Below are 20,088 nucleotides of genomic sequence, written 5' to 3'. Positions count from 1 at the left end.
ATGAGCCAATCAAACCTACTGGCCCGCATCCGAAAATTGCCTGTCTGGCAGGGGGAAATTACGGCGGAACCGCTGACCGGCGGGATCACTAACGTGAACTACAAAGTTACCGACACCACCGGGTCCTATGTAGTGCGCGCAGGGGACGACATCCCGCTGCATCAAGTGATGCGTTTCAATGAGTTGGCCGCAAACAAGGCCGCACATGCCGCCGGATTGTCCCCTGCCGTCATTCATGCCTCTGGCGATCTGACGGTGCTGGAATTCATCCCAAGCCACACGCTGAGCGAAGAGGATGTGCGCCATCCCGATATGTTGCCCCGTGTGTTGGAATTGGTGAAAGCCTACCACCGCAAAGTACCTTTGCACCTACGTGGACCCGTGCTGGTGTTCTGGGTTTTCCATGTCATCCGCGACTATGCCGCCACGCTTACGGACCGCGGCAGCACTCACTCGGCTTTAATGTCTGAATTGGTTCAGACCGGTAACAAACTCGAAGCCGAGGCCGGACCTTATGACATGGTCTTTGGCCACAACGATCTGCTCTGCGGCAATTTTCTGGACGATGGCAACCGCTTGTGGCTGATCGATTTCGACTATGCCGGGTTCAACTCGCCACTATTCGATCTGGGCGGGCTGGCCTCGAATAACGGCTTGTCGCAAGAACAAGAAAACTGGATGCTGGAAAGCTATTTCGAAACCCCTGTCAACGACGACCTGCGCCATCGCTACACCGCGATGAAATGCGCCTCGCTGCTGCGCGAAACCATGTGGAGCATGGTGTCCGAGATCACCTCGGATATTGACTTCGATTACGCAGCTTACACAGCCGAAAACCTCGCGCGGTTTCGCGCGGCCCTGAGCGATTTCAATAATACCTGAGGACAGACATGACCGACCTTCCGAAAACAGCCAAAGCCGTCATCATCGGTGGCGGGATCATCGGCTGCTCGACCGCCTATCACTTGGCCAAGCTGGGCTGGACCGACACTGTGCTGCTAGAGCGTAAAAAGCTGACCTCTGGCACCACATTCCATGCGGCTGGTCTGGTGGGGCAGCTGCGCTCGAACGCCAATATCACGCAGCTGCTGGGGTATTCTGTCGATCTGTACAACAAGATCGAAGAGGAAACCGGTCTTGGCACCGGCTGGAAGATGAATGGTGGTCTGCGCCTTGCCTGTAACGAGCAACGCTGGACCGAGGTCAAGCGACAGGCCACCACTGCGCATTCCTTTGGTCTGGACATGCAGCTTCTGACCCCTTCCGAGGCGCTGGAACTGTGGCCGCTGATGGATGTGTCGGACGTGATCGGCGCGGCCTATCTGCCGACCGATGGTCAGGCCAACCCCTCGGACATCACGCAGGCGCTGGCCAAAGGCGCACGCATGGCCGGTGCAAAGATTTTCGAGGACACCAAGGTCACTGATATCGAAATCGAAAACGGCAAAATCCGCGCCGTCATTACCGAACATGGCCGGATCGAATGTGAAAAGGTCATCTGTTGCGCCGGTCAATGGACCCGCAGTTTTGCAAGCCGCTATGGTGTAAACGTGCCTCTAGTGCCAATGGAACATCAATATATGGTGACCGAGCCGTTTGACGTGCCAAACAATCTGCCGACCCTGCGCGATCCGGACCGGTTGACCTACTACAAAGAAGAAGTCGGCGGTCTGGTCATGGGAGGCTATGAACCAAACCCGATCCCCTGGGCCACCAACGGCATTCCGCAGGGCTTCCACTATACCCTGCTCGACAGCAATTTCGACCATTTCGAACAGCTGATGGAACAAGCCCTTGGCCGGGTGCCCGCACTTGAGCATGCGGGCGTCAAAACCCTGACTAACGGTCCCGAGAGCTTTACCCCCGATGGCAACTTCATCGTCGGTGAAGCGCCCGAACTGAGCAATTTCTTTGTCGGGGCCGGATTCAACGCCTTTGGTATCGCCGCGGGTGGCGGGGCGGGAATGGCCCTGGCCGAATGGGTACACAAAGGTGAGCCGCCCTTTGACTTGTGGTCCGCCGATATCCGCCGGTTTGGCCGACCACATTTCGATACCGACTGGGTCCGAACGCGAACTGTCGAAGCCTATGGCAAGCACTATACAATGGCCTGGCCACATGAAGAGCACGCCTCGGGCCGTCCGTGCCGAAAGTCGCCGCTCTATGACACATTGAAAAGCCATGGCGCCTGCTTTGGCGAGAAACTGGGTTGGGAACGCCCGAACTGGTTTGCCGACGCATCGCTGGGAGAGGCAGCCAAGGATGAATACAGCTTTGGCCGCCAGAACTGGTTCGATGCCGTAGGCCGCGAACACAGGGCTGCGCGCGAGGCGGCGGTACTTTTCGACCAGACTTCCTTTGCCAAGTTCGCGTTAAAGGGGCCGGATGCGCTGGCGGCGATGAACTGGATCTGCGCCAATGATGTGGACAAGCCTGTTGGCGCACTGGTCTATACCCAGATGCTGAACGACAAGGGCGGGGTTGAATGTGACCTGACCGTAGGTCGCGTGGCCCATGACGAATTCTACATCGTCACCGGCACCGGCTTTGCCACCCATGATTTCGACTGGATCAGTCGAAATATCCCCGATGGGATGAACTGTCAGTTGTTTGACATCACCTCGTCCAACGCGGTGCTGTCGCTGATGGGCCCGAAAGCGCGGGACATTCTGGCCGCAGTGACCCGCGATGATGTGTCGAATGAGGGTTTCAAATTTGGCACCATCCGCACTATCGGCATCGCCGGTTGCCCGGTCAGGGCGCTGCGCGTGACCTATGTGGGCGAGCTTGGCTGGGAGTTGCATCTGCCGGTAGAATACGCCCAGACCGTTTATTCCGCATTGAAGGAGGCCGGGCAGGCACATGGTCTGATAAATGCCGGCTACCGCGCGATTGAATTGCTGCGGTTGGAGAAAGCCTATCGTGCATGGGGATCCGATATCGGCCCCGATCACACGCCCTTCGAAAGCGGTTTGGGCTGGGCTGTGAAACTGCGCATGAACGTCGATTTCAAGGGCCGAGCCGCAGCCGAGGCGCAAAGATCCGGGGGTGTCAAAAAGATGCTGGCCTGCTTCACCGTGGACCCTGATGTCGTTCTGCTGGGCCGCGAGACGATCTATCGCGATGGACAGCGCGTTGGTTGGCTGACCTCAGGCGGCTATGGCTATACCGTGGGTAAATCCATTGGCTATGGCTACGTTCGCAACCCCGAAGGGGTCGACGCGAAATTTGTAACGTCCGGTAACTATCAGTTGGAAGTCGCAACCCAGCGGGTCCCCTGCAATGTCACCCTGCAGCCGCTTTATGACCCTAAAATGGAACGTGTCAAAACGTGACGCGAACCCTTCCAAAAGGACAGAACATGCAAGATGCCATGGCGTTGGACACGCATGCAAAAGCGATCTCGGAACTCGCGTCACAAGCTGCGATGCAGTATTTTCGCGGCACTCTCGGCATTGAGTTCAAACAGGATCAAAGCCCGGTCACGCAGGCCGATAAAGATGTAGAAGCCAAAGTGCGGTCCTATCTGAACCGATACTTTCCCGACCATGGCGTGTTTGGCGAGGAAGAAGGTCAAGATACCGGTGACGGACGCCACATGTGGGTGATCGACCCGATCGACGGAACCCGGTCTTTTCTGTCAGGGCATCCGCTATTCGGGTTTCTTCTGGCATATCTTGTCGATGGGCACCCGCAACTGGGTGTGGTGGGAATGCCCGCATTGAACGAGACTTTTTTGGGTGTGCTCGGAAAAGGCGCAAGCCTGAATGGCCAGCCTATCCATGTTTCGGACAAATCACACCTGGATCAGGCTATCCTCTATGTGAATGAAGGCGACAAGCTGTACAGCGACCATCCGGATTTGTTCAATCGTTTGATGCAATCCGGACAGACACGTCGGTTCGCCTATGACTGCTATCCCCATGCCTTGCTGGCGGCGGGACATGTGGATGCGGTCGTGGATTATGATCTGCAGCCCTATGATTTCCTCGCGCTCTCTCCACTGATCGAATCCGCGGGTGGAGTGATGACCGATTGGCAGGGGAGGCCGCTGGAACTCAGCTCAAACGGGGCGGTTGTATCGGCTGCAACCCCCGCATTACACGCCGAGCTATTAGAGCTTTTGAACCCGTGAGCAGCGAGGCCACGACCACAGATGTTACAGATGGCGGGATAAGCAGTGCCTGTTTCCCCTCTTGTCATGCGTCATCGGTGTTGTGAAACGGAACAACGGTTTCCGGCTCGCATACCCACAGCGGAAATACCTCACTAAACCTGAACAGTTTCGCTACTCAGTTCTTCCGCCAGTTCGCGCCATGTTGCGGTACTTTGACGGTCAAAAACATGCGCCGGTGGGGGTTTTCCAAGGAATTCCTCGATGCTCAGCATAAGTATCAGACTAACGATAGAATCCAGAAACGGATGGGTATTGTCGGGATCAAATCTTGCCCGCGGAACCAGACCCTCCTGACTTGCAAAGTCTCTCAGCAACTCTAGCATTGGCGGCAAGGGCTCTTCCGCGGTTTTCGCACCCTCTGCACGCGGCGCGATCAAGGCGGTCGTATTGGTGCAACCATTCTCCAAAAAGGCTTGAAGTCTCTTGCGATCCAATTTTCCGCTCGGCAGGCGCGGCAGTTCCTCAATGTGAACACATCGCACAGGTGCCGCAGAGGCAAAGAACTTTTTGGTAATGGCTTGCCGCAGCTCACTTTCAAGAATGTCGGTGTCTGTCCGGCTGGTTTCGACGGCCATGGCCACTGCTTCGGCATCGCGCACAAGTATGGTTGTGACAAACACGCGGGCGATACCGTCTATGTTTTCTGCCGTTTCAGAAAGATCATTCAGCGACACTCTCCGCCCCCGGATGTTGACCACATCGTCAATTCGCCCCAGCACATCCAAGCTGCCATCCGGCAAAACCGTCACCCAGTCCTCCAAAAGAATTGGATCTTTGAGCGGATCAACCACCCGAACTCCTGCCTGAAGGTCCTTGAACGTGCCCAGGGTCCGATCATAGCCGAGCGCCTCTACTCGACCGATTTCTCCAGGTTTCAAATCATCACCTTCAGAATTGACCGCCCGCGTCCCCGGCAACAGCATCCCACCCGGAGATCCCTGATACTTGGCGAACTCTTCACCTGACAGCTTTCCGCAAGACACATCGATAAACTCTGTTGCACCGTAACACGCGTTCAGTTCCGCCTTCGGGAACCGATTGACAAGATCCTGTATGAATCGTGCGCGACTTGGTTCGCCCCAGGGGAAAAATACGGTCAGCTCGGGCAACCGGCTTGGCGAAAAATCAGGGTTTTGCAGCATTCCATGCAACACGCTGCACGGAGCAGACAAGGCTGTTGCGGAAGTTTCAATCATAAGGTTGCAAAGCTGTTTCAGGTCTGAAAAGCCGTTGGTCGGAGGCAGGACAATTGTATGGTTCCCCACAAATGCAGGCAACGTTTCAAGGGCAGTTGCAGTGTCCCAGCGCACAACTGTCAGCAGTGTTTGTGGTTCATCATAGTTGAATACCAGCATCCGCGAAGCCATACCCGCGGCCAGAACGACTCCTTTGGGCTCTCCTGAACTGCCTGAGGTGTAGACGACATAAGCTGGGCGCTGAAGGTCGAGAGGTGGCAATGCCGGGGGTTCGGCAAAACTCTCCAACAGGAATTCCAGCGCGGCTTCATCACAGTCGTCGCCAATGATCAGTGCGTTCCTGCCCTCCAGCTCTGGGGCCGCAGCAATCAAACGGCTCCACAGCGAAAAAGTCACAACAATCAAATCAGGATTAAAGGCCGTTAAACGGTCGGTAATCTGAACGTCGGAATCCTCTGGCAATCCAACGCACAGCAAACTGCCGGCTGCAGTTGAAGCCAGCTGTGTCACAACTGCAGCAGGACTGGCTGGCAACAAGCACAAGATCCGGTGCTGATCCTCGAAACTGCGTTCGGAATTGGTATGGTTTGGTGTAGTATCCTGAAAATGCAGCAGCATGTTGGACATACGAAAACACAGGCTCGCAAGACTTGCATAGGTGACGGAACCCGATGCCGTTCGTATGGCGATATGGTTTGGGTCAAAACCAGAAAGCCAGCACAGCTTACTTTCACGCACCGCATCGCTTTGCAGCCAGGTGCTCAGCTCAATCAACTCTCGCTTGGGTGATGGGCCCCCGTAAGCGGCTAACAAATGTCTCTGAACCGGCATCTTCTGCATCAAGACAAAGTGTCGACAAGCACGCGCAAGTTGCTGGGTAAGCCACAACGTACGGACCAAGTTTGCTCCCGCCCGGGGCGGTGGGTCAAGCGGGACAATGTCGATGATCTGAGTACCGTCGCCGTCTACCCAAGTCGCAGCAAAGCAAACATCTGCACCGCTGGATATCGCCAGTTGCGCGGGAAACCCCGGCAATTTGGCGGGCCGCGTTAACCACGGGACAAACAATCTTCTACCAGGTGCCTTGGTGCCGTCGAAATAGATCTGTAGCACCTCACCCGAACGCAAACGCTCCAGGTACTGGCTTGCGTGAGTATTGCGTTTGTTCAACCAACGACCAGATAAGGTGATGTCAAACCCTTCTTTTCGTGCCGCGGTCAAAAAGCCCGCAGCCTCGGCGGGGTCGCCGATCTCAGGCGCGATTGTGACAATGGTTTGAACAGGTTTTCCCATGCCCGCCAGCGCGATTTGCAATAGCCTTGAAGCGTGGGCAAGGTTTTGAGCGTGAGGAGAGAAAACCACCGTTCCCTTGGCACTGGCAGATGCCTGTTCCAACCAGGCTTTTGCTCGGCTGGTAAGAGCAGGTGCTACGCCCTGCGCCAACTTTTTGGGTGAGGAATTGTAGTCTTGATCTGCTGCTAACGCGATTGGCATGGCTTCTTTCCCCACCGCACGCACCCCTTGTCTTGCCGCTGAATCTATCAAAGGATCGGCCCCAAAGGCAGCACTTCCTGCCGCAAGTCGCGACAGCTTGTTGAACAATTTCCTTTTCGCTCCGCCCTTCTTTGGCAAGGACAAATGACCGGACATCGCACGCAGCAGCGACGCTTCGACGTTGTAGGTTTGGCCCGTTGCAATAGCTTCTTCAAACGTGTCGACCAGGCGCTTTCCGTCCACCCAATTCCAGTGCGAAAACATCACGAAACGGGCCATCGGCGGCAAGGGGCGTGCAGCAGCTACCAACTTGGCCTTGTAGCTCTCATCAAGCCCATTGTTCAGAAATCCAAGAAGGGAAAGGGCACGCAAAGGATCGGTTGAAACGCCGGCAAGCAACGCGTCAAGACCCGCCGCGCTATGGGCCCCTTCATTGTAGAGGGTATCCACGATCTTTTGATTTTCTGTTCGCCACAGGGTTTCAGATATTATCTTCGAACCGCTCGTATTTTCAGAATTCTCGCTCCGGCGACCAACCAACCAGCTTCCGCATTGAGGGATCGGATCCCCGTTCTCCAGTCTGTTTAACTGTTCCTGAAGCGGCTCGAATCTATCGTGCAGATTGGCTTCGTTTTGCAGTAGCAATTCGCGAGCGCGGCCAAAGGCACGCATGGTGGTAAGGTGAAGAATTCTTTCACCAATGCGTTCAGCGCTGTCACTTGGATCTCCGACCATAACCTCGTTTGCTTCAAGGTCTCGTGCCGTTTTCAATGAGTTGAGTGCTGCGTCAACTTCTCGTGGCAATGTCCAACGAGAAACTTTTGCAAGGTTCGAATGTGGTAGTGACTTGAGAACGGCCCTGCCCAGCCTTCTACGAGACGCTACACCGAAAGAAAGCAGTAACCAGCCCGCCCCACAAATTTGGTTTTGTCGCACATTGTAGTCATAACCAACGAAGGGAAGCCCTGAATTTGGATATTCTGGTGAGGTCTCTGCCTGGCGGTCCAATCCTTCGCAAATTGCACCCAAGATTTTTTTCAGCGTGTTCATGATAGGTTCGCAAGTGCCGCCTGATTATTCTGCCTGCCCGGAGATTTGCTTTTATCCTGCAAACTCTTTCCCGATACAATGGACCCGCATTCAGAAAAGTCGCAAAAAGCAGCCTGTCAGCGATGGATGGATCGAAAGCGCGGAGGTTGTTTCGCAAGCCTGAGACTAGGGTTGATCAAATTGCGTATCCTGGTGTTTGTTGGGTTAAAACCAATCGAACAAGTATCACTATGACCTCTTTGAAAGGTTATCCCTTTCCCTAGCAAGCGGTTCTGAATGAGGTGTTTCTTTCTATCACACCACCTTAAATGGATGGGCTTCGAAACACTCGCCGGTGATCGCAGTTCGAGCGCAACAGAAAAGGCGCTCTACGCTGATTTCCAAGCCCATGGATGAGACCTTTTTAGCGTTCGTGGCGAATGGGTGCATTTCTATCGAGTTGCCGAAAAAGTAAGGAACACCCTGGGTTTCATGCTGAGTGAGTCGAGACGGCGCAAATACTTTCCGGACCGAAGAGGAATACGGGCAAAAAATATCCAAACTCAAATATGACGCAAGCCAAACCGTCGCTCTACCAGTTCCCGAAACAAGGACTACCGGTCCCTATAAGCCTAAATTTGGCAAACACTTGGGTGAAAGTTGAGCCATCTCATAATTTCACAATCACCTCTGGGCAGGCAAAACATCTGGACAACAGAAACATCTGATGTTTATGATCATCCTATGAGCGAGCTTTTATTTTACGATCTGAAAGATACAGCTGGTGTGGCACCTGGCCTTGCAACTCAGGTGTGCCGTGAGCTTGGACGGCGCATCGTTGCCGGGCATTTCCCGGAAGGCAGTTTGATCGACGACGAAAACAAGCTGTGCACCCGTTTCGGGGTCAGCAAATCTGTTGTACGTGAGGCAATCAAATTGCTGGTTGGCAAGGGGCTGCTGGAAGTGCGCCGCGGCAGTGGTACGCGAGTGCGGTGGCGCGCAAGTTGGAACCTTCTGGATGACGATGTGCTGGCCTGGCATCAGGGCATTGAACCGAAGCCCGAGTTTCTTCGTCAGTTGATGGATGTCAGGCAAATGGTAGAGCCCAATGCTGCGGGCTGGGCGGCTCAAACGGCAACGCCAAAGCAGATCGAAGATATTCGCAAAGCGCAGCAAGACATGGAGCAAGCGAGCTCGATCCAGGATTTCGTGGTTGCAGACGCGCTTTTTCATCGTTCTGTCCTGCGCGCCGCGAATAACGAAGTGCTTATCGCTCTGGAGGGTGTGATCTTTTCGGCGCTCCTAAGCTCAATCAAAGTGACAAACAGCGACCCGCGCGAAAACAAACGTTCGCTGCCGCTGCACAGGCGGGTGTTGAGGGCCATTGAGGCTCAGGACAGTAAGGCCGCCACATCGGCGATGCGCGAGCATTTGGCCGATACCTATGAGCGCCTTTCAGGGGCTCTGCCAGATTTCAGCCTCAAACGTGGGGCAAGCGAACAAAAGGGATGAGATACCCACTGTCCGGGAAGGTGGCTGGGCTAGTGGTGACGACACGAGACATGCTTCTACCCAGCCTCGCGTCGTCAGGTTGGCCCGAAGAAACGGGAGAACTCCACCAGATAATCCGGCGCTACGCGCCAGAAACATCGACGAGGAGGATATGATGTTTTCAAAGCTTTCGAAAGGCCTGCTGGCCGGAACTGTCGCGACGTCTGCGTTGCTGGCAGCCGAGATGGCATCGGCAGAGGACATGGTTGCTCTGTTGCTGCCGGAAAACGTGAATCCACGCTGGGAACAGCAGGATGCAGCGGCGTTTGTGCGCACCATGGGCGAGATTGCACCCGACGTGAAAGTTGAGGTGTTCAATGCCAACAATGATACCGCCACACAGCAGCGACAGGCTGAGCAAGCGCTGACGCAAGGTGCAAAGGTTCTTGTTGTCATTCCCATTGATGGGGAAAGCTCTGCCATCATTGCGGATACCGCAGCCGAAGAAGGCATCCCGACAATTGCCTATGACCGGATGATCAATTCGCCTAACACAACATTCTGGGTGCAGGCCGATCTGGAAGGCATGGGGTTCGATCAGGCAACCCATGTGATCGAGAACACCAAAGACGGCGATACTCTCGTAATGCTCAAAGGGTCGCCGACCGATCCAAATGCGGCTGTCATCCACAATGGCCAGCTGCGCGCACTCACACCTCTGTTTGAAAGTGGCGCACGGGTCATGGGCTATGAAAACTGGACACAAGGCTGGGACCCCGCCATTGCGCGTCGTTCGATGGATCAGGCGCTGACTCAACTCGATAACAACGTTCAAGGTGTCGTTTCTTCCAACGACGGGAACGCCGGTGCTGCAATTGCCGCAATGGAAGAACAGGGGATGGCAGGAACAGTCCCGGTCTCTGGATTGGACTGCACGGTACAGGCACAGCAATTGATGCTGTTGGGTAAGCAAACGCAATGCGGCTGGCGCCCGCTTGAAGACATGGCAGCCGCTGCGGCTCAGGTCACGGTTCGCTTGGTGAGTGGTGAAGATTTTTCTGATCTTGCGCCACAAACTGTGACCAACGGTGTCGGAGCTGACGTGGCCTATGTGCCGGTTGGTTCATACTCGGCTATCGGCGCAGAAGGTGTCGCCTACGTGATCGAGAACGATGCGTCGATCACCAAGGATATGGTCTGCCAGGGCGAAGCAGCCGCAACCGACTTCTGTAAGTAACAAGGTCAAGTTATGACGTTTGAAAACACAATGGTGGGGCAAGCTGCCCCACCAGCGCACCTTGCTGTGCGTGGGATTCAAAAACGGTTTGGCGGAGTGCACGCGCTACGCGGCGTTGACTTTGAGGTCGCCCGCGGTGAAGTGATGGCCTTAGTCGGCGACAACGGCGCGGGCAAATCCACGCTGATGAAAGTGCTCGCCGGAGCGCATCTTGCCGACGACGGTGAGTTTTTGCTCGACGGCAAGCCCGTCGAAATGTCCACGCCCAATGATGCAACCGAGCTTGGCATTCAGATCGTCTATCAGGACCTTGCTCTGTGCGAAAATCTGGATGTTTCAGCCAACCTGTCCCTGGGGGCCGAACCCGTTAAACCCGGCTGGAGTTTCCTGCCGCACCTTCTGCGTCCGCTTGACGATCTGGAAATGGAAGTGAAGGCCAAGAAAGCCATCGACAAGCTTGAAGTTCGCACATTGCAATCTGTTCGGGCCAAAGTAGGCGGTCTTTCAGGTGGTCAGCGTCAAGCCATTGCGATTGCCCGCGCCGTCGGGACGGAAAGCTCAGTGGTCATGCTGGATGAACCCACGGCCGCCCTTGGTGTCGCACAGACACGCCAGGTTCTGGAGGTTGTCAAACGACTGCGCGAGACGAACCACGCGGTCGTCTACATCTCGCACAACATGCGCGACATTTTTGAAGTCTCAGATCGGATCACCGTCCTGCGCCACGGCAGCAACGTCGCCACCTACACAACTTCAGATACGAACCCGGATGAAATTGTCGTCGCCATGACGCGTGGCTTGGATACGGAGAACGGCAATGCAGCCTGAGGCCAAAATGACGTTTCTTGACCGGTTCAGCGCTATGCGCGAGACGCAGTTCGGAGCCTTTGTACCTGTTCTCCTCGCGCTGGCAGCAATCTGGGGGTATTTCGGCCTTGTTTTGCCACTGATTGATCTGATGAGCGGGGAAGCAGACAGCTTTCGTGCGATCTTTCTAAGCCCCCGCAATATCTACAACTTGTTTATGCAATCTGCAGTGATTGCTACGCTGGCGGTCGGGATCACTATCGTTTTGCTGCTTGGTGACATTGACCTGTCAGCAGCCGCAACCGCAGGCGTTTGTGCTGCACTTTTGGGAGTGCTTGTGTTGAGCGGCGTGCCCGGCTGGCTGGCTTGTATCATCGTTATTTTCGTGGGCATCGTCATGGGAGCGGCACAGGGTCTTCTGATCGCCTACGTGGGCATTCCTTCTTTCGTCGTTACGCTCGCGGGGCTTCTTGGGTATCAGGGCCTGATGCAGAAAATTCTGCCGACGGGCAACCTGAACGTCGGTGATCCCTTCGTTCGCGGAATTGCCCGGGTTCTTATACCGGACTTGTGGGGAATTGTGCTGGGATTGGCAGTTGTAGGAATGTTCGCCTACGCCAACCTGCGCAAACAATCCCGACGCAAGACACTTGGGCTGGAGCAAGACAGCCCGCTAGCCTTGTGGGGTCAGGTGATCGCCTTTGCAGCCATTGTTGTAGCGGTCGTTTTCACGCTCAACGCCTATCGCTCCTTGCCATTGTTGCTTGTGTTGCTGGTCGCAATCACTGCTCTTCTGGGGTGGATCACAACAAGCACGCCGTATGGTCGATCCCTTTTTGCTGTTGGCGGCAATCCGGAAAGTGCTCGGCGCGTCGGCATGAAGGTCAAGCGACTAAGAGTATCCGCCTTTGCAATCGTCGGGTTTATGGCCGCAATCGGGGGAATTTTTGGAGCTTCGCGTTACGGATCGGTTTCCTACACGGCATTCGCCGGTGGTTCACTGCTGCTTGAAGCGATTGGAGCCGCAGTGATTGGTGGTACATCACTCTTTGGCGGTCGCGGGTCCGTTTGGAATGCCATCCTTGGCGCATTGGTTATTGGCTCGCTCGGAAACGGGCTGGACCTAACCGGGGCGAGTGCTGCGGACAAGTTGATGGTCTCGGGCGCAATTTTGCTTTTGGCCGTTGCGATTGATGCTCTGTCGCGTCCAGGCAATGGAAGCGGAAGATAGGAGGCCGCAATGTCAGAACATTCGAATGTCGATCCACAACCATCGCTTGATGCAATCCTTGATGTTCTTATCCCCGCAAACCCCAACCGAAACATCCCTGCGGCAGGTGAACTTGGTGTGGCTACATTTGTCACAGAGGCGGCGGCGCAAAAAAACGCTCTCAACACTGCGCTCATCGCCTTGCTTTCGCGCGCCGGGGAATTGGCGGGCGGTATTACTCCCGATACCGTCCGCCAGCTGGAAACCGAACTGCCCGAGGCGTTCAACCTTTTGCTCGTGGAAACCTACAAAGGGTATTACAGCCGACCGGACATTCGGGCTCTTGTTGGGGTTGGAGCACATCCTGTGCACCCAGCCGGGTATGAAGTTGCCAGTGAGTCGCCAGAACTTCTGAACGAACTGACAGCGCCAGTTCGCGCCCGCGGGCCAGTGTTTCGCGACCCTCCCGGAGGTCAGGCATGAATAATGATCCTGTTGATGTCCTGATCATTGGTGCAGGAGCATCAGGAGCTGCAATCGCCTGGTCGCTGTTGGAAACGAGGATGCGAATTCTGTGTCTGGAACAGGGCGACCATCTGCCGGACAAAGACTTCCCTTCGCGTCACGAGGACTATGAGATCGCTCGATATGGTGCGTTTTCCTGCGACCCCAATGTGCGCCGGCTGCAGCAGGACTATCCGATTAACTCGGATGACAGCTGTATCACGCCGGTGAACTGGAATGGCGTAGGCGGGTCTACGATCAATTTTCTTGGCCATTGGCCGCGCATGCGCCCGTCAGACTTTCGGACCAAATCGCTGGATGGAGTTGGTGAGGATTGGCCGCTCGACTATCATACGCTTGCGCCGTTTTATGACATGAATGACCACAATACGGGCGTCTCTGGGTTAGGTGGTAATCCGGCGTATCCCGACTATAAGCCGCCACATCCGCCAATTCCAATTGGCAAACTGGGGCAAACGCTGGCGCGCGGTTTCAACGAAAAGGACTGGCACTGGTGGCCGTCGGATGTGGCCATCCTCAGTGAAGACGACGACGGCCGCCAGAAATGCGTGAATGCCGGGACCTGCGACCTTGGTTGTGCGGCAGGGGCCAAAGGCGGGACCAATTTCACTTATTGGCCGATGCTTGAAAATGCAGGTGTCGAGCTGCGTACCAGGGCGCGCGTTCGCGAAATCCTGGTGGACGGTTCCACAGGCTTCGCAACGGGCGTGCTTTATCATGGTGCCGACGGGCGCGTGCATAAACAAAAAGCCGAGCTTGTCATCGTCGCCTGCAACGGTGTTGGCACACCTCGTCTGCTGCTTAATTCCAAATCCAGGCTGTTCCCTGATGGCCTGGCCAACAGGTCTGGGAAGGTGGGAAAGAACTTAATGTTCCATCCACTTACGGGGGTTGCAGGCGTTTTCGAAGAACCGATGAAAGGGCACGAAGGGCCGATGGCCTGTTCGATCCTGTCCCAGGAGTTTTACGAGAGCGACCCCACCCGCGGCTTTGTCCGTGGCTATGGCCTTCATTCAGGGCGGTCGACTACGCCGATGACCTATGCACTTGGCGGTTATGGGATCGATAGGCCTATCCCATGGGGGGCTGAGCACCGAGAGATTATGGACAACGTCTATCCCTACCTCGCTGGCCTCACCGTGGTGACCGAGGACCTGCCGGAAGAGCATAACTGTGTCACACTCGACCCGGACCTGACGGATAGTGATGGTATACCGGCCCCAAAGATCACCTATAAGCTGGGTGACAACACGCGCGCGATGCTTAGGCATGGCGAGGACCGGGCGAAAGAGGTTCTCCTTGCGGCTGGCGCCAAGCGCATCCTGACTAAAGGCGATGACAAGGTCTGGTGGCGCGCGGGATGGCATCAGATGGGTACCTGCCGCCTGGGCAACAATCCTGAGACGTCCGTTGTCAACAGCTGGGGGCGTTGTCATGACGTGAAGAACCTTTTCATAGTGGACGGATCGATTTTTGTTACGGCCGGGGCGGTGAACCCCACCTCCACGATCCAAGCGCTGGCGCTCTATATCGGCGACCAGATTAAAACCAACATCGCAACGCTGTTTGATTGAGGTAGCCATGGAGTTTTCGACGCAAATCTACATTGACGGCGCACTGACAGATGGCAGCGGACGCAAAGAGGTAATCAATCCAGCCACTGAAGAAAACATCGCCACGGTCACCACGGCAGGCTTTGAGGATGTCGAGCGCGCATTGCAGTCGGCAAAATCAGCGTTTCCCAAGTGGGCTGCGACATCCATCGCAGACCGGCAAATATGGATGCGACGGCTACGCGATGAGGTGATTGCCCATGAAGAATTTCTGCGCGACTGCGTGCATCATGAGATGGGCAAGCCTTGGGCTCAAACCCATGAGGATTGGGACAGGTTGGTCGTCTCACTGGATTTCTACACCGAAGAAATTGCCCGCATTCAAGATTACGGCGTTTCCGACCGGGCTGGAACCCACGCGCATCGCATGGTCTATGAACCTGCCGGTGTGGCTGTAGCCTATCTTGCATGGAATTTCCCTTTGTTGAATCTGGCGTTCAAGATTGGCCCGGCCATGGCGGCGGGGTGCCCGATCATCATCCGCCCGTCCGAGGCGACGCCTATTTCTGCTTACGCAGTCGGCGAATTGTGCGCAAAAATCGGTCTACCCAAGGGCGTGGTGCAGATTTTCGGCACGGATAGCTACGATGTGGCGGGTGCTCTTTCGGCCTCTACCATTCCACAGGTGGTGACTTTGATCGGCTCGACCAAGACCGGACAACACATCATGCGCACCGGTGCCACATCCATCAAACGCTATTCGATGGAACTTGGAGGCAACGCACCGGTTATCGTGTTCGAAGACGCCGACCTTGATTTGGCGGCTGACATCGTAACAGGAGTAAAGTTCTCGAATGCCGGGCAAATCTGCGTTTCACCCAACCGCGTTTTCGTAGCCGAGGCAGTGCGTGAGGAGTTCACCGACAAGGTTGTGGCCCAGGCAAGGGCGGCGAAGGTCGGGTTTGACAAGACAGCGGACATTACAACCGGCCCAGTGATTGACGCCCGCGCCTGGGCGCGCATCAAGGGTTTGATTGACGATGCAATCGCGGATGGTGCGAACCTTCTCGTCGGCGGCGACAGACCTGTGCACCTGAGTAAAGGTCACTACATTGCACCAACCGTTTTGAATAAAGTGACCGAAACAATGGGGGTCTACCGACAAGAAACCTTCGGTCCCGTTGTTAGTCTGATCCCCTTTGCGGATGAAACCCGGCTTGTTGAAATGGCCAATGATTGCGGAGAGGGCGGGCTGACGGCCTACCTATTTACCCGCGATTTGGGCCGGGCCGAACACTATGCCGCGCAGTTGCGCTATGGCGAAATTCAAATCAATGGGGTGAAGTACGATATCGACCTGCCGCATGGCGGGATTGGTCAGTCGGGTATTGGGCATGATTGCTCAAACCTCGCACTGCACGATTATCTTGTGCAAAAGCGGATCACGCGCGCCCTCGACACGACCGGATTTGGAGGGTTGAACCCATGAAAATTACCCGCGTTACCAGCCATGTTCTGAGTTACGACCTGCCCGAGCCACTTGGGTATTCTCAGCAATACTACCACAAGCGTACTGCGCATCTGGTCGAGGTGGAAACCGACGAAGGTGTCACAGGTTGGGGCGAGTGTTTTGGCGCAGGCAACATTGCCCTAGCCAACAAGGGGATCGTCGAGCAGGTGATCCAGCCGATGGTTCTGGGTATGGACCCTTTGGACCGGGATGTGATCTGGCACAAGGTTTACAATCTGATGCGCGATCATGGGCAAAAGGGAATGCCGCTGCAGTCACTTTCGGGCGTCGACATCGCGCTGTGGGACATTGCAGGCAAAATCGCGGGCCTGCCTCTGCATAAACTCATCGGGGGCACCCATCGCGACCGCATTCAGGTTTACGGCTATGGAATGATGCTGCGCCCTGAGAGTGCGGACAATCTGGTTTCCCGCTTCAAAGACGAGGCCGCTGCAATTAGGGAAATGGGGTTTTGCGCGACAAAGATGAAAGTGGGACTTGGCCCCAGGGATGACGTGCGCTTGATCGAAGCAGTGCGCAAAGGCGTCGGCGATGACTATCGCTTTATGATCGACGCAAACCATGCCTACACGACCCATGACGCATTTTATGTGGGTCGCGCGATGGAAGAGTTCGACCCCTATTGGTTCGAAGAACCCGTCGCCCCGGAAGATCTTGACGGATATCGCGAACTGCGTGCCGGTTTGAACGTCAATATCTCGGGAGGTGAGGCTGAATTCAACCGATGGGGCTGGCGCGCCCTGTTGGAAAGCCGGGGATTGGATATCGCGCAGCCAGAAGTGTGTGCTCTGGGTGGGATCACTGAATACCAACGGGTTTTGGCGTTGTGCCATGCGCACTTTACGCCAGTTGTGAATCACGTATGGGGTTCAGCCGTCGCAGTAGCCACCAACATGCACCTTCTCGCGGCCATGCCGCCCCTGCCAGGCGGGTTGTTCCCGTGGGAACCGATGCTCGAGTTTGATACCACCGACAATAAGTTTCGGGATGAACTGCTTGTGGATCCACTGAACATTCAATCCCAAGTCGCATCGACCGGTGGGTTTGTTGCCATTCCAACCGGGCCTGGTCTGGGTGTAGAGCCGGACCGGGACTTCATCCTCCGATACGATATCTGCAGTTGAATCGCGCTATGTCTCACCCTTCCTTGATTGCTGTCGACTGGGGAACCACTGGTTTTCGGCTATGGGTGCTGGATTCATGCGGGAACACTCTTGCCTCGATCGATGGTCCATTTGGCATGTCAAATCTTGAACCCAGCGACTTTGGTCGCGTACTTGAAGAAAGCCTGAATGAACTGGGCATAGGTCAGGATGTTCCAGCCATTATCTGTGGCATGGCGGGCGCCGCGCAAGGTTGGTGCGAGGCCCCTTACCTATTGGCACCAACGCGTCTTGATGAGCTTGGGGCGGGCGCAATCAGAGTCAGTAACACATCGCGTGAGGTACGCATACTTCCAGGGGTAAAGCAGCAGTCACCAGCCAATGTCATGCGCGGGGAAGAAACTCAGATTGCCGGGTTGATTCATCTTGTCCCCGATTTTCACGGCATCGTTTGCCTGCCAGGAACACACACGAAGTGGGTCCGGGTTGCGGATGGTGCCATCATCGAATTTGAAACCTGTATGACCGGCGAGCAATTCGCGTTCTTATCCAAAGCATCCGTGTTGTCGCACTCGATGCCAGACGATGGGTGGAGCGACTGCGCCTTTCAGGCGGCAATTCGGTTGGTAGCCGATGATCCTGCCGCCGTCCCGCGTCGCCTTTTTGCAATCCGTGCGGATATGCTGGTTGCAACGCAAACCAGCGCGCAAGCCCGCGCCACTCTTTCAGGTCTATTGATCGGTCAAGAATTTATGGCAGTAAGACAGTACTGGCTGGATCAAACAGTGACTTTGATTGGAGCGTCAGCACTGTGCGAACTTTACCTGACGGCTTTGGACATAATGGGCGCTAGTGGGAGGGTCGTGGAGGTCTCAGAAATGACATTGAGAGGGCTCACGGCGGCTTATCAACACCAACAAGACGGCATCGGTGTTTAGAGAAAAGCCGCCGCACGCGCTGAGCTTGTCAAAGAGGAATTGGCAGACATTTAGGTCGCAAATGGCAAATCTATGTGTCGCCCCGCAACTGTCGCCGGGTCTGAACGGCGTACAATGTGGGGAAACTGCGTGCCAGTGCGTAGGAGGAACCGGCTTTCTTGACTTGGAGACGACACGCGACCAGCGCGGCGCTTGCCCCTTAACCGGCCCGACGCATGGTTCAAGCGGATCAGAGTGTATTCCGAATAGCCAAACAAGTGGAGTTCGAACTCCACTTTCGGACCGCAAGCGAGAGACAGCGGAATTCGATGCAATTAATCTGAATGTTATCGGGATGATGAGACCGGCTTACCGGTTACAGCGCCCCACTATTCGATGATACCAGGGCTGAGCTGAACGCACTTTACTGCGTCGATTCCCTTCCCAGAGTAACTTCTGACCGCTGCACTGGAACTGCCATTCTGGCAGCAAAGTCATTCCATTGACAGGAAACACCGCAAAGGGGTCGTGGCTCCTTGGGACGGAAATCGGCGCAGCCGACGTCCGGATAGAGCTCGGTCACGAGCTGAAGGTACAGAGTATGCCCTTATAGTCAAAATCGACATGTAATAGATGAAGGGCGTTCAGCCGGTGAGCACAGCTTTGCTTTTTCAAGAACAACCGCTTGAGCATCTGCGATGCCGCTTTTGAGCTTGCTCCATCCAGTGAACAGTTTTGGAATAAGCTGCGATGCTCGACAGATCGGCAGAACCAGTAGTTCTGTCATCAGCGTTTTCTTGATTGCGAAAAGTAAATCAGGTTTCCACTGGATACCGTCAATCACTGCACGATCCAGCCTGCGAACAAAACCGACCGGGTCGACGACGGTGGGCAGCACGACTGTTGTATCCTACCATATCAGAATAAAAGTTGCCGATGGCAATGTCGGTCGCAAAAGTTGATTTATCAAATTGCCGTTGCCCAACGATCAGAACGACACATGTATCAGATGACGCTTGTATCATTTTTTAGCAAATCTGGGGTGTGGGCTAGCGTCACCTGGCTTCGACTAACTGAAAATACGCAGCTAGCCGTCTGAAATCCCAGTGAGGTGGGCTGAAAACTCAAGGTCCTATTTCGAGTGTCTCAACGAGTTTGCTTTTACCCTGACCTATTACATTGCCCTGTCAGATGATTGGACGCAGTCTCTTGGCCCTCCGTTTCCTGATATTGACGGAGGACCTGTTCAAATGGGGAAGTTCAGTTCGAGGAACGCTCAGACGAACAACCTCCCGGCACGGAATGAACGTCGCAATACAGGACGAGGCATTTAAGGCAAAAGATCAGACACTTGGCTGAAGCCCGTCAAATCAAAGCCCAGCGAAACTGGTTCCCCATTTCTGTTTTTGGCTTCAATTGTCAGTTGTTTGCCTGCGCGCATCGATCCCACCCAGTCGGATGAAACCGGCGAGCGCGCAAAACAGCCCTGTGCTTCACAAGTCAGAAACTCCAGCTTTGCCACATCTACAGAGTCTACCTTTGCGGTCAAACCGTCGCTGAAAAGCAGTCCAAACGGCAGAGTCAGAACAACTTCGGTTTCGTCTTGCCCTGCCGCTTTAACAAACGCGATAGACGCCAACCTCTGATTGCTTTCGCTTAAAACGATGCTTTGGGTCATCTCACAGATCAACTCAGTCCCTTTGACCAGATTGCCGCAAGTGATCGACCAGGGAGGCGTTTCATTTTCTTGTGCAGCCAGTGGTTGTGCCAATCCCAGCGACGCCGCCAGAGCGCATACCCAAATTCTCATTCTGCTGT

15 protein-coding genes are annotated in these 20,088 nt (G+C 55.2%); 12 read left to right on the top strand and 3 right to left on the bottom strand.

The genetic code is table 11. The features are described 5' to 3' along the window. From SJY13_RS22590 to SJY13_RS22580, 3 genes are read left to right on the top strand one after another with little or no spacing between them, the layout of a single operon-like run. Complete coding sequence (locus tag SJY13_RS22590; RefSeq protein WP_377194564.1) at window positions 1–882, top strand: phosphotransferase; 882 nt, start codon at window positions 1–3, stop codon at window positions 880–882. 8 nt (window positions 883–890) lie between these two features. After that, entirely contained in the window at window positions 891–3,335 is a 2,445-nt protein-coding gene (locus SJY13_RS22585) for a GcvT family protein (RefSeq protein ID WP_377194562.1), read from the top strand. A 38-nt stretch (window positions 3,336–3,373) separates the two neighbouring features. Further along, complete coding sequence (locus SJY13_RS22580) at window positions 3,374–4,135, top strand: inositol monophosphatase family protein (RefSeq protein ID WP_377194642.1); 762 nt, start codon at window positions 3,374–3,376, stop codon at window positions 4,133–4,135. Window positions 4,136–4,269: 134 nt separating this feature from the next. On the opposite strand, the gene SJY13_RS22575 is transcribed toward SJY13_RS22580, so the two are convergent. Then, a complete protein-coding gene (locus tag SJY13_RS22575) occupies window positions 4,270–7,917 on the bottom strand; it encodes an AMP-binding protein (RefSeq protein WP_377194560.1) in 3,648 nt (1,215 codons plus the stop codon). Between the two features lie 723 nt (window positions 7,918–8,640). Between SJY13_RS22575 and SJY13_RS22570 the strand changes: the two genes are divergently transcribed. From SJY13_RS22570 to SJY13_RS22530, 9 genes are all read left to right on the top strand, one after another. Beyond that, window positions 8,641–9,408, top strand: coding sequence for a FadR/GntR family transcriptional regulator (locus SJY13_RS22570; RefSeq protein ID WP_377194558.1), 768 nt, complete (start codon window positions 8,641–8,643; stop codon window positions 9,406–9,408). A 154-nt stretch (window positions 9,409–9,562) separates the two neighbouring features. Then, complete coding sequence (locus SJY13_RS22565) at window positions 9,563–10,624, top strand: ABC transporter substrate-binding protein (protein WP_085824662.1); 1,062 nt, start codon at window positions 9,563–9,565, stop codon at window positions 10,622–10,624. Window positions 10,625–10,636: 12 nt separating this feature from the next. Then, on the top strand, window positions 10,637–11,452 hold the full coding sequence (locus tag SJY13_RS22560; protein WP_085824663.1) for an ATP-binding cassette domain-containing protein: 816 nt from the start codon (window positions 10,637–10,639) through the stop codon (window positions 11,450–11,452). Between the two features lie 7 nt (window positions 11,453–11,459). Beyond that, window positions 11,460–12,662: a sugar ABC transporter permease gene (locus SJY13_RS22555; protein ID WP_377194556.1), complete on the top strand. Its 1,203-nt coding sequence runs from the start codon at window positions 11,460–11,462 to the stop codon at window positions 12,660–12,662. Window positions 12,663–12,671: 9 nt separating this feature from the next. Continuing rightward, window positions 12,672–13,124 carry a hypothetical protein gene (locus tag SJY13_RS22550; RefSeq protein WP_377194554.1) on the top strand — a complete coding sequence of 151 codons (453 nt, stop codon included), beginning with the start codon at window positions 12,672–12,674 and terminating at the stop codon, window positions 13,122–13,124. Next, window positions 13,121–14,740: a GMC family oxidoreductase gene (locus SJY13_RS22545; RefSeq protein WP_377194552.1), complete on the top strand. Its 1,620-nt coding sequence runs from the start codon at window positions 13,121–13,123 to the stop codon at window positions 14,738–14,740. Before SJY13_RS22550 ends, SJY13_RS22545 begins: the two co-directional genes overlap by 4 nt. A gap of 7 nt (window positions 14,741–14,747) precedes the next feature. After that, on the top strand, window positions 14,748–16,208 hold the full coding sequence (locus tag SJY13_RS22540; RefSeq protein ID WP_377194550.1) for an NAD-dependent succinate-semialdehyde dehydrogenase: 1,461 nt from the start codon (window positions 14,748–14,750) through the stop codon (window positions 16,206–16,208). Further along, window positions 16,205–17,374, top strand: coding sequence for a mandelate racemase/muconate lactonizing enzyme family protein (locus SJY13_RS22535; protein ID WP_377194548.1), 1,170 nt, complete (start codon window positions 16,205–16,207; stop codon window positions 17,372–17,374). The genes SJY13_RS22540 and SJY13_RS22535 overlap by 4 nt, the downstream gene beginning before the upstream one ends. Window positions 17,375–17,397: 23 nt before the next feature. Further along, entirely contained in the window at window positions 17,398–18,291 is an 894-nt protein-coding gene (locus SJY13_RS22530) for a 2-dehydro-3-deoxygalactonokinase (protein WP_377194546.1), read from the top strand. 592 nt (window positions 18,292–18,883) lie between these two features. Here SJY13_RS22530 and SJY13_RS22525 read toward each other — a convergent pair. Together SJY13_RS22525 and SJY13_RS22520 are read right to left on the bottom strand one after the other, a co-directional pair. Continuing rightward, window positions 18,884–19,168 (bottom strand): hypothetical protein, encoded by a 285-nt coding sequence (locus SJY13_RS22525; protein ID WP_377194544.1) that lies wholly within the window; start codon window positions 19,166–19,168, stop codon window positions 18,884–18,886. 432 nt (window positions 19,169–19,600) lie between these two features. Continuing rightward, window positions 19,601–20,080, bottom strand: coding sequence for an invasion associated locus B family protein (locus SJY13_RS22520; RefSeq protein ID WP_377194542.1), 480 nt, complete (start codon window positions 20,078–20,080; stop codon window positions 19,601–19,603). Window positions 20,081–20,088 lie beyond the last annotated feature (8 nt).

It is taken from the genome of Ruegeria meonggei (genome assembly GCF_042768335.1).
In the GTDB taxonomy this organism is placed as follows: Bacteria; Pseudomonadota; Alphaproteobacteria; order Rhodobacterales; family Rhodobacteraceae; genus Ruegeria; species Ruegeria meonggei.
Note: the sequence above shows the minus strand (reverse complement) of the source record. Positions and strands in the feature narration are given on the sequence as shown.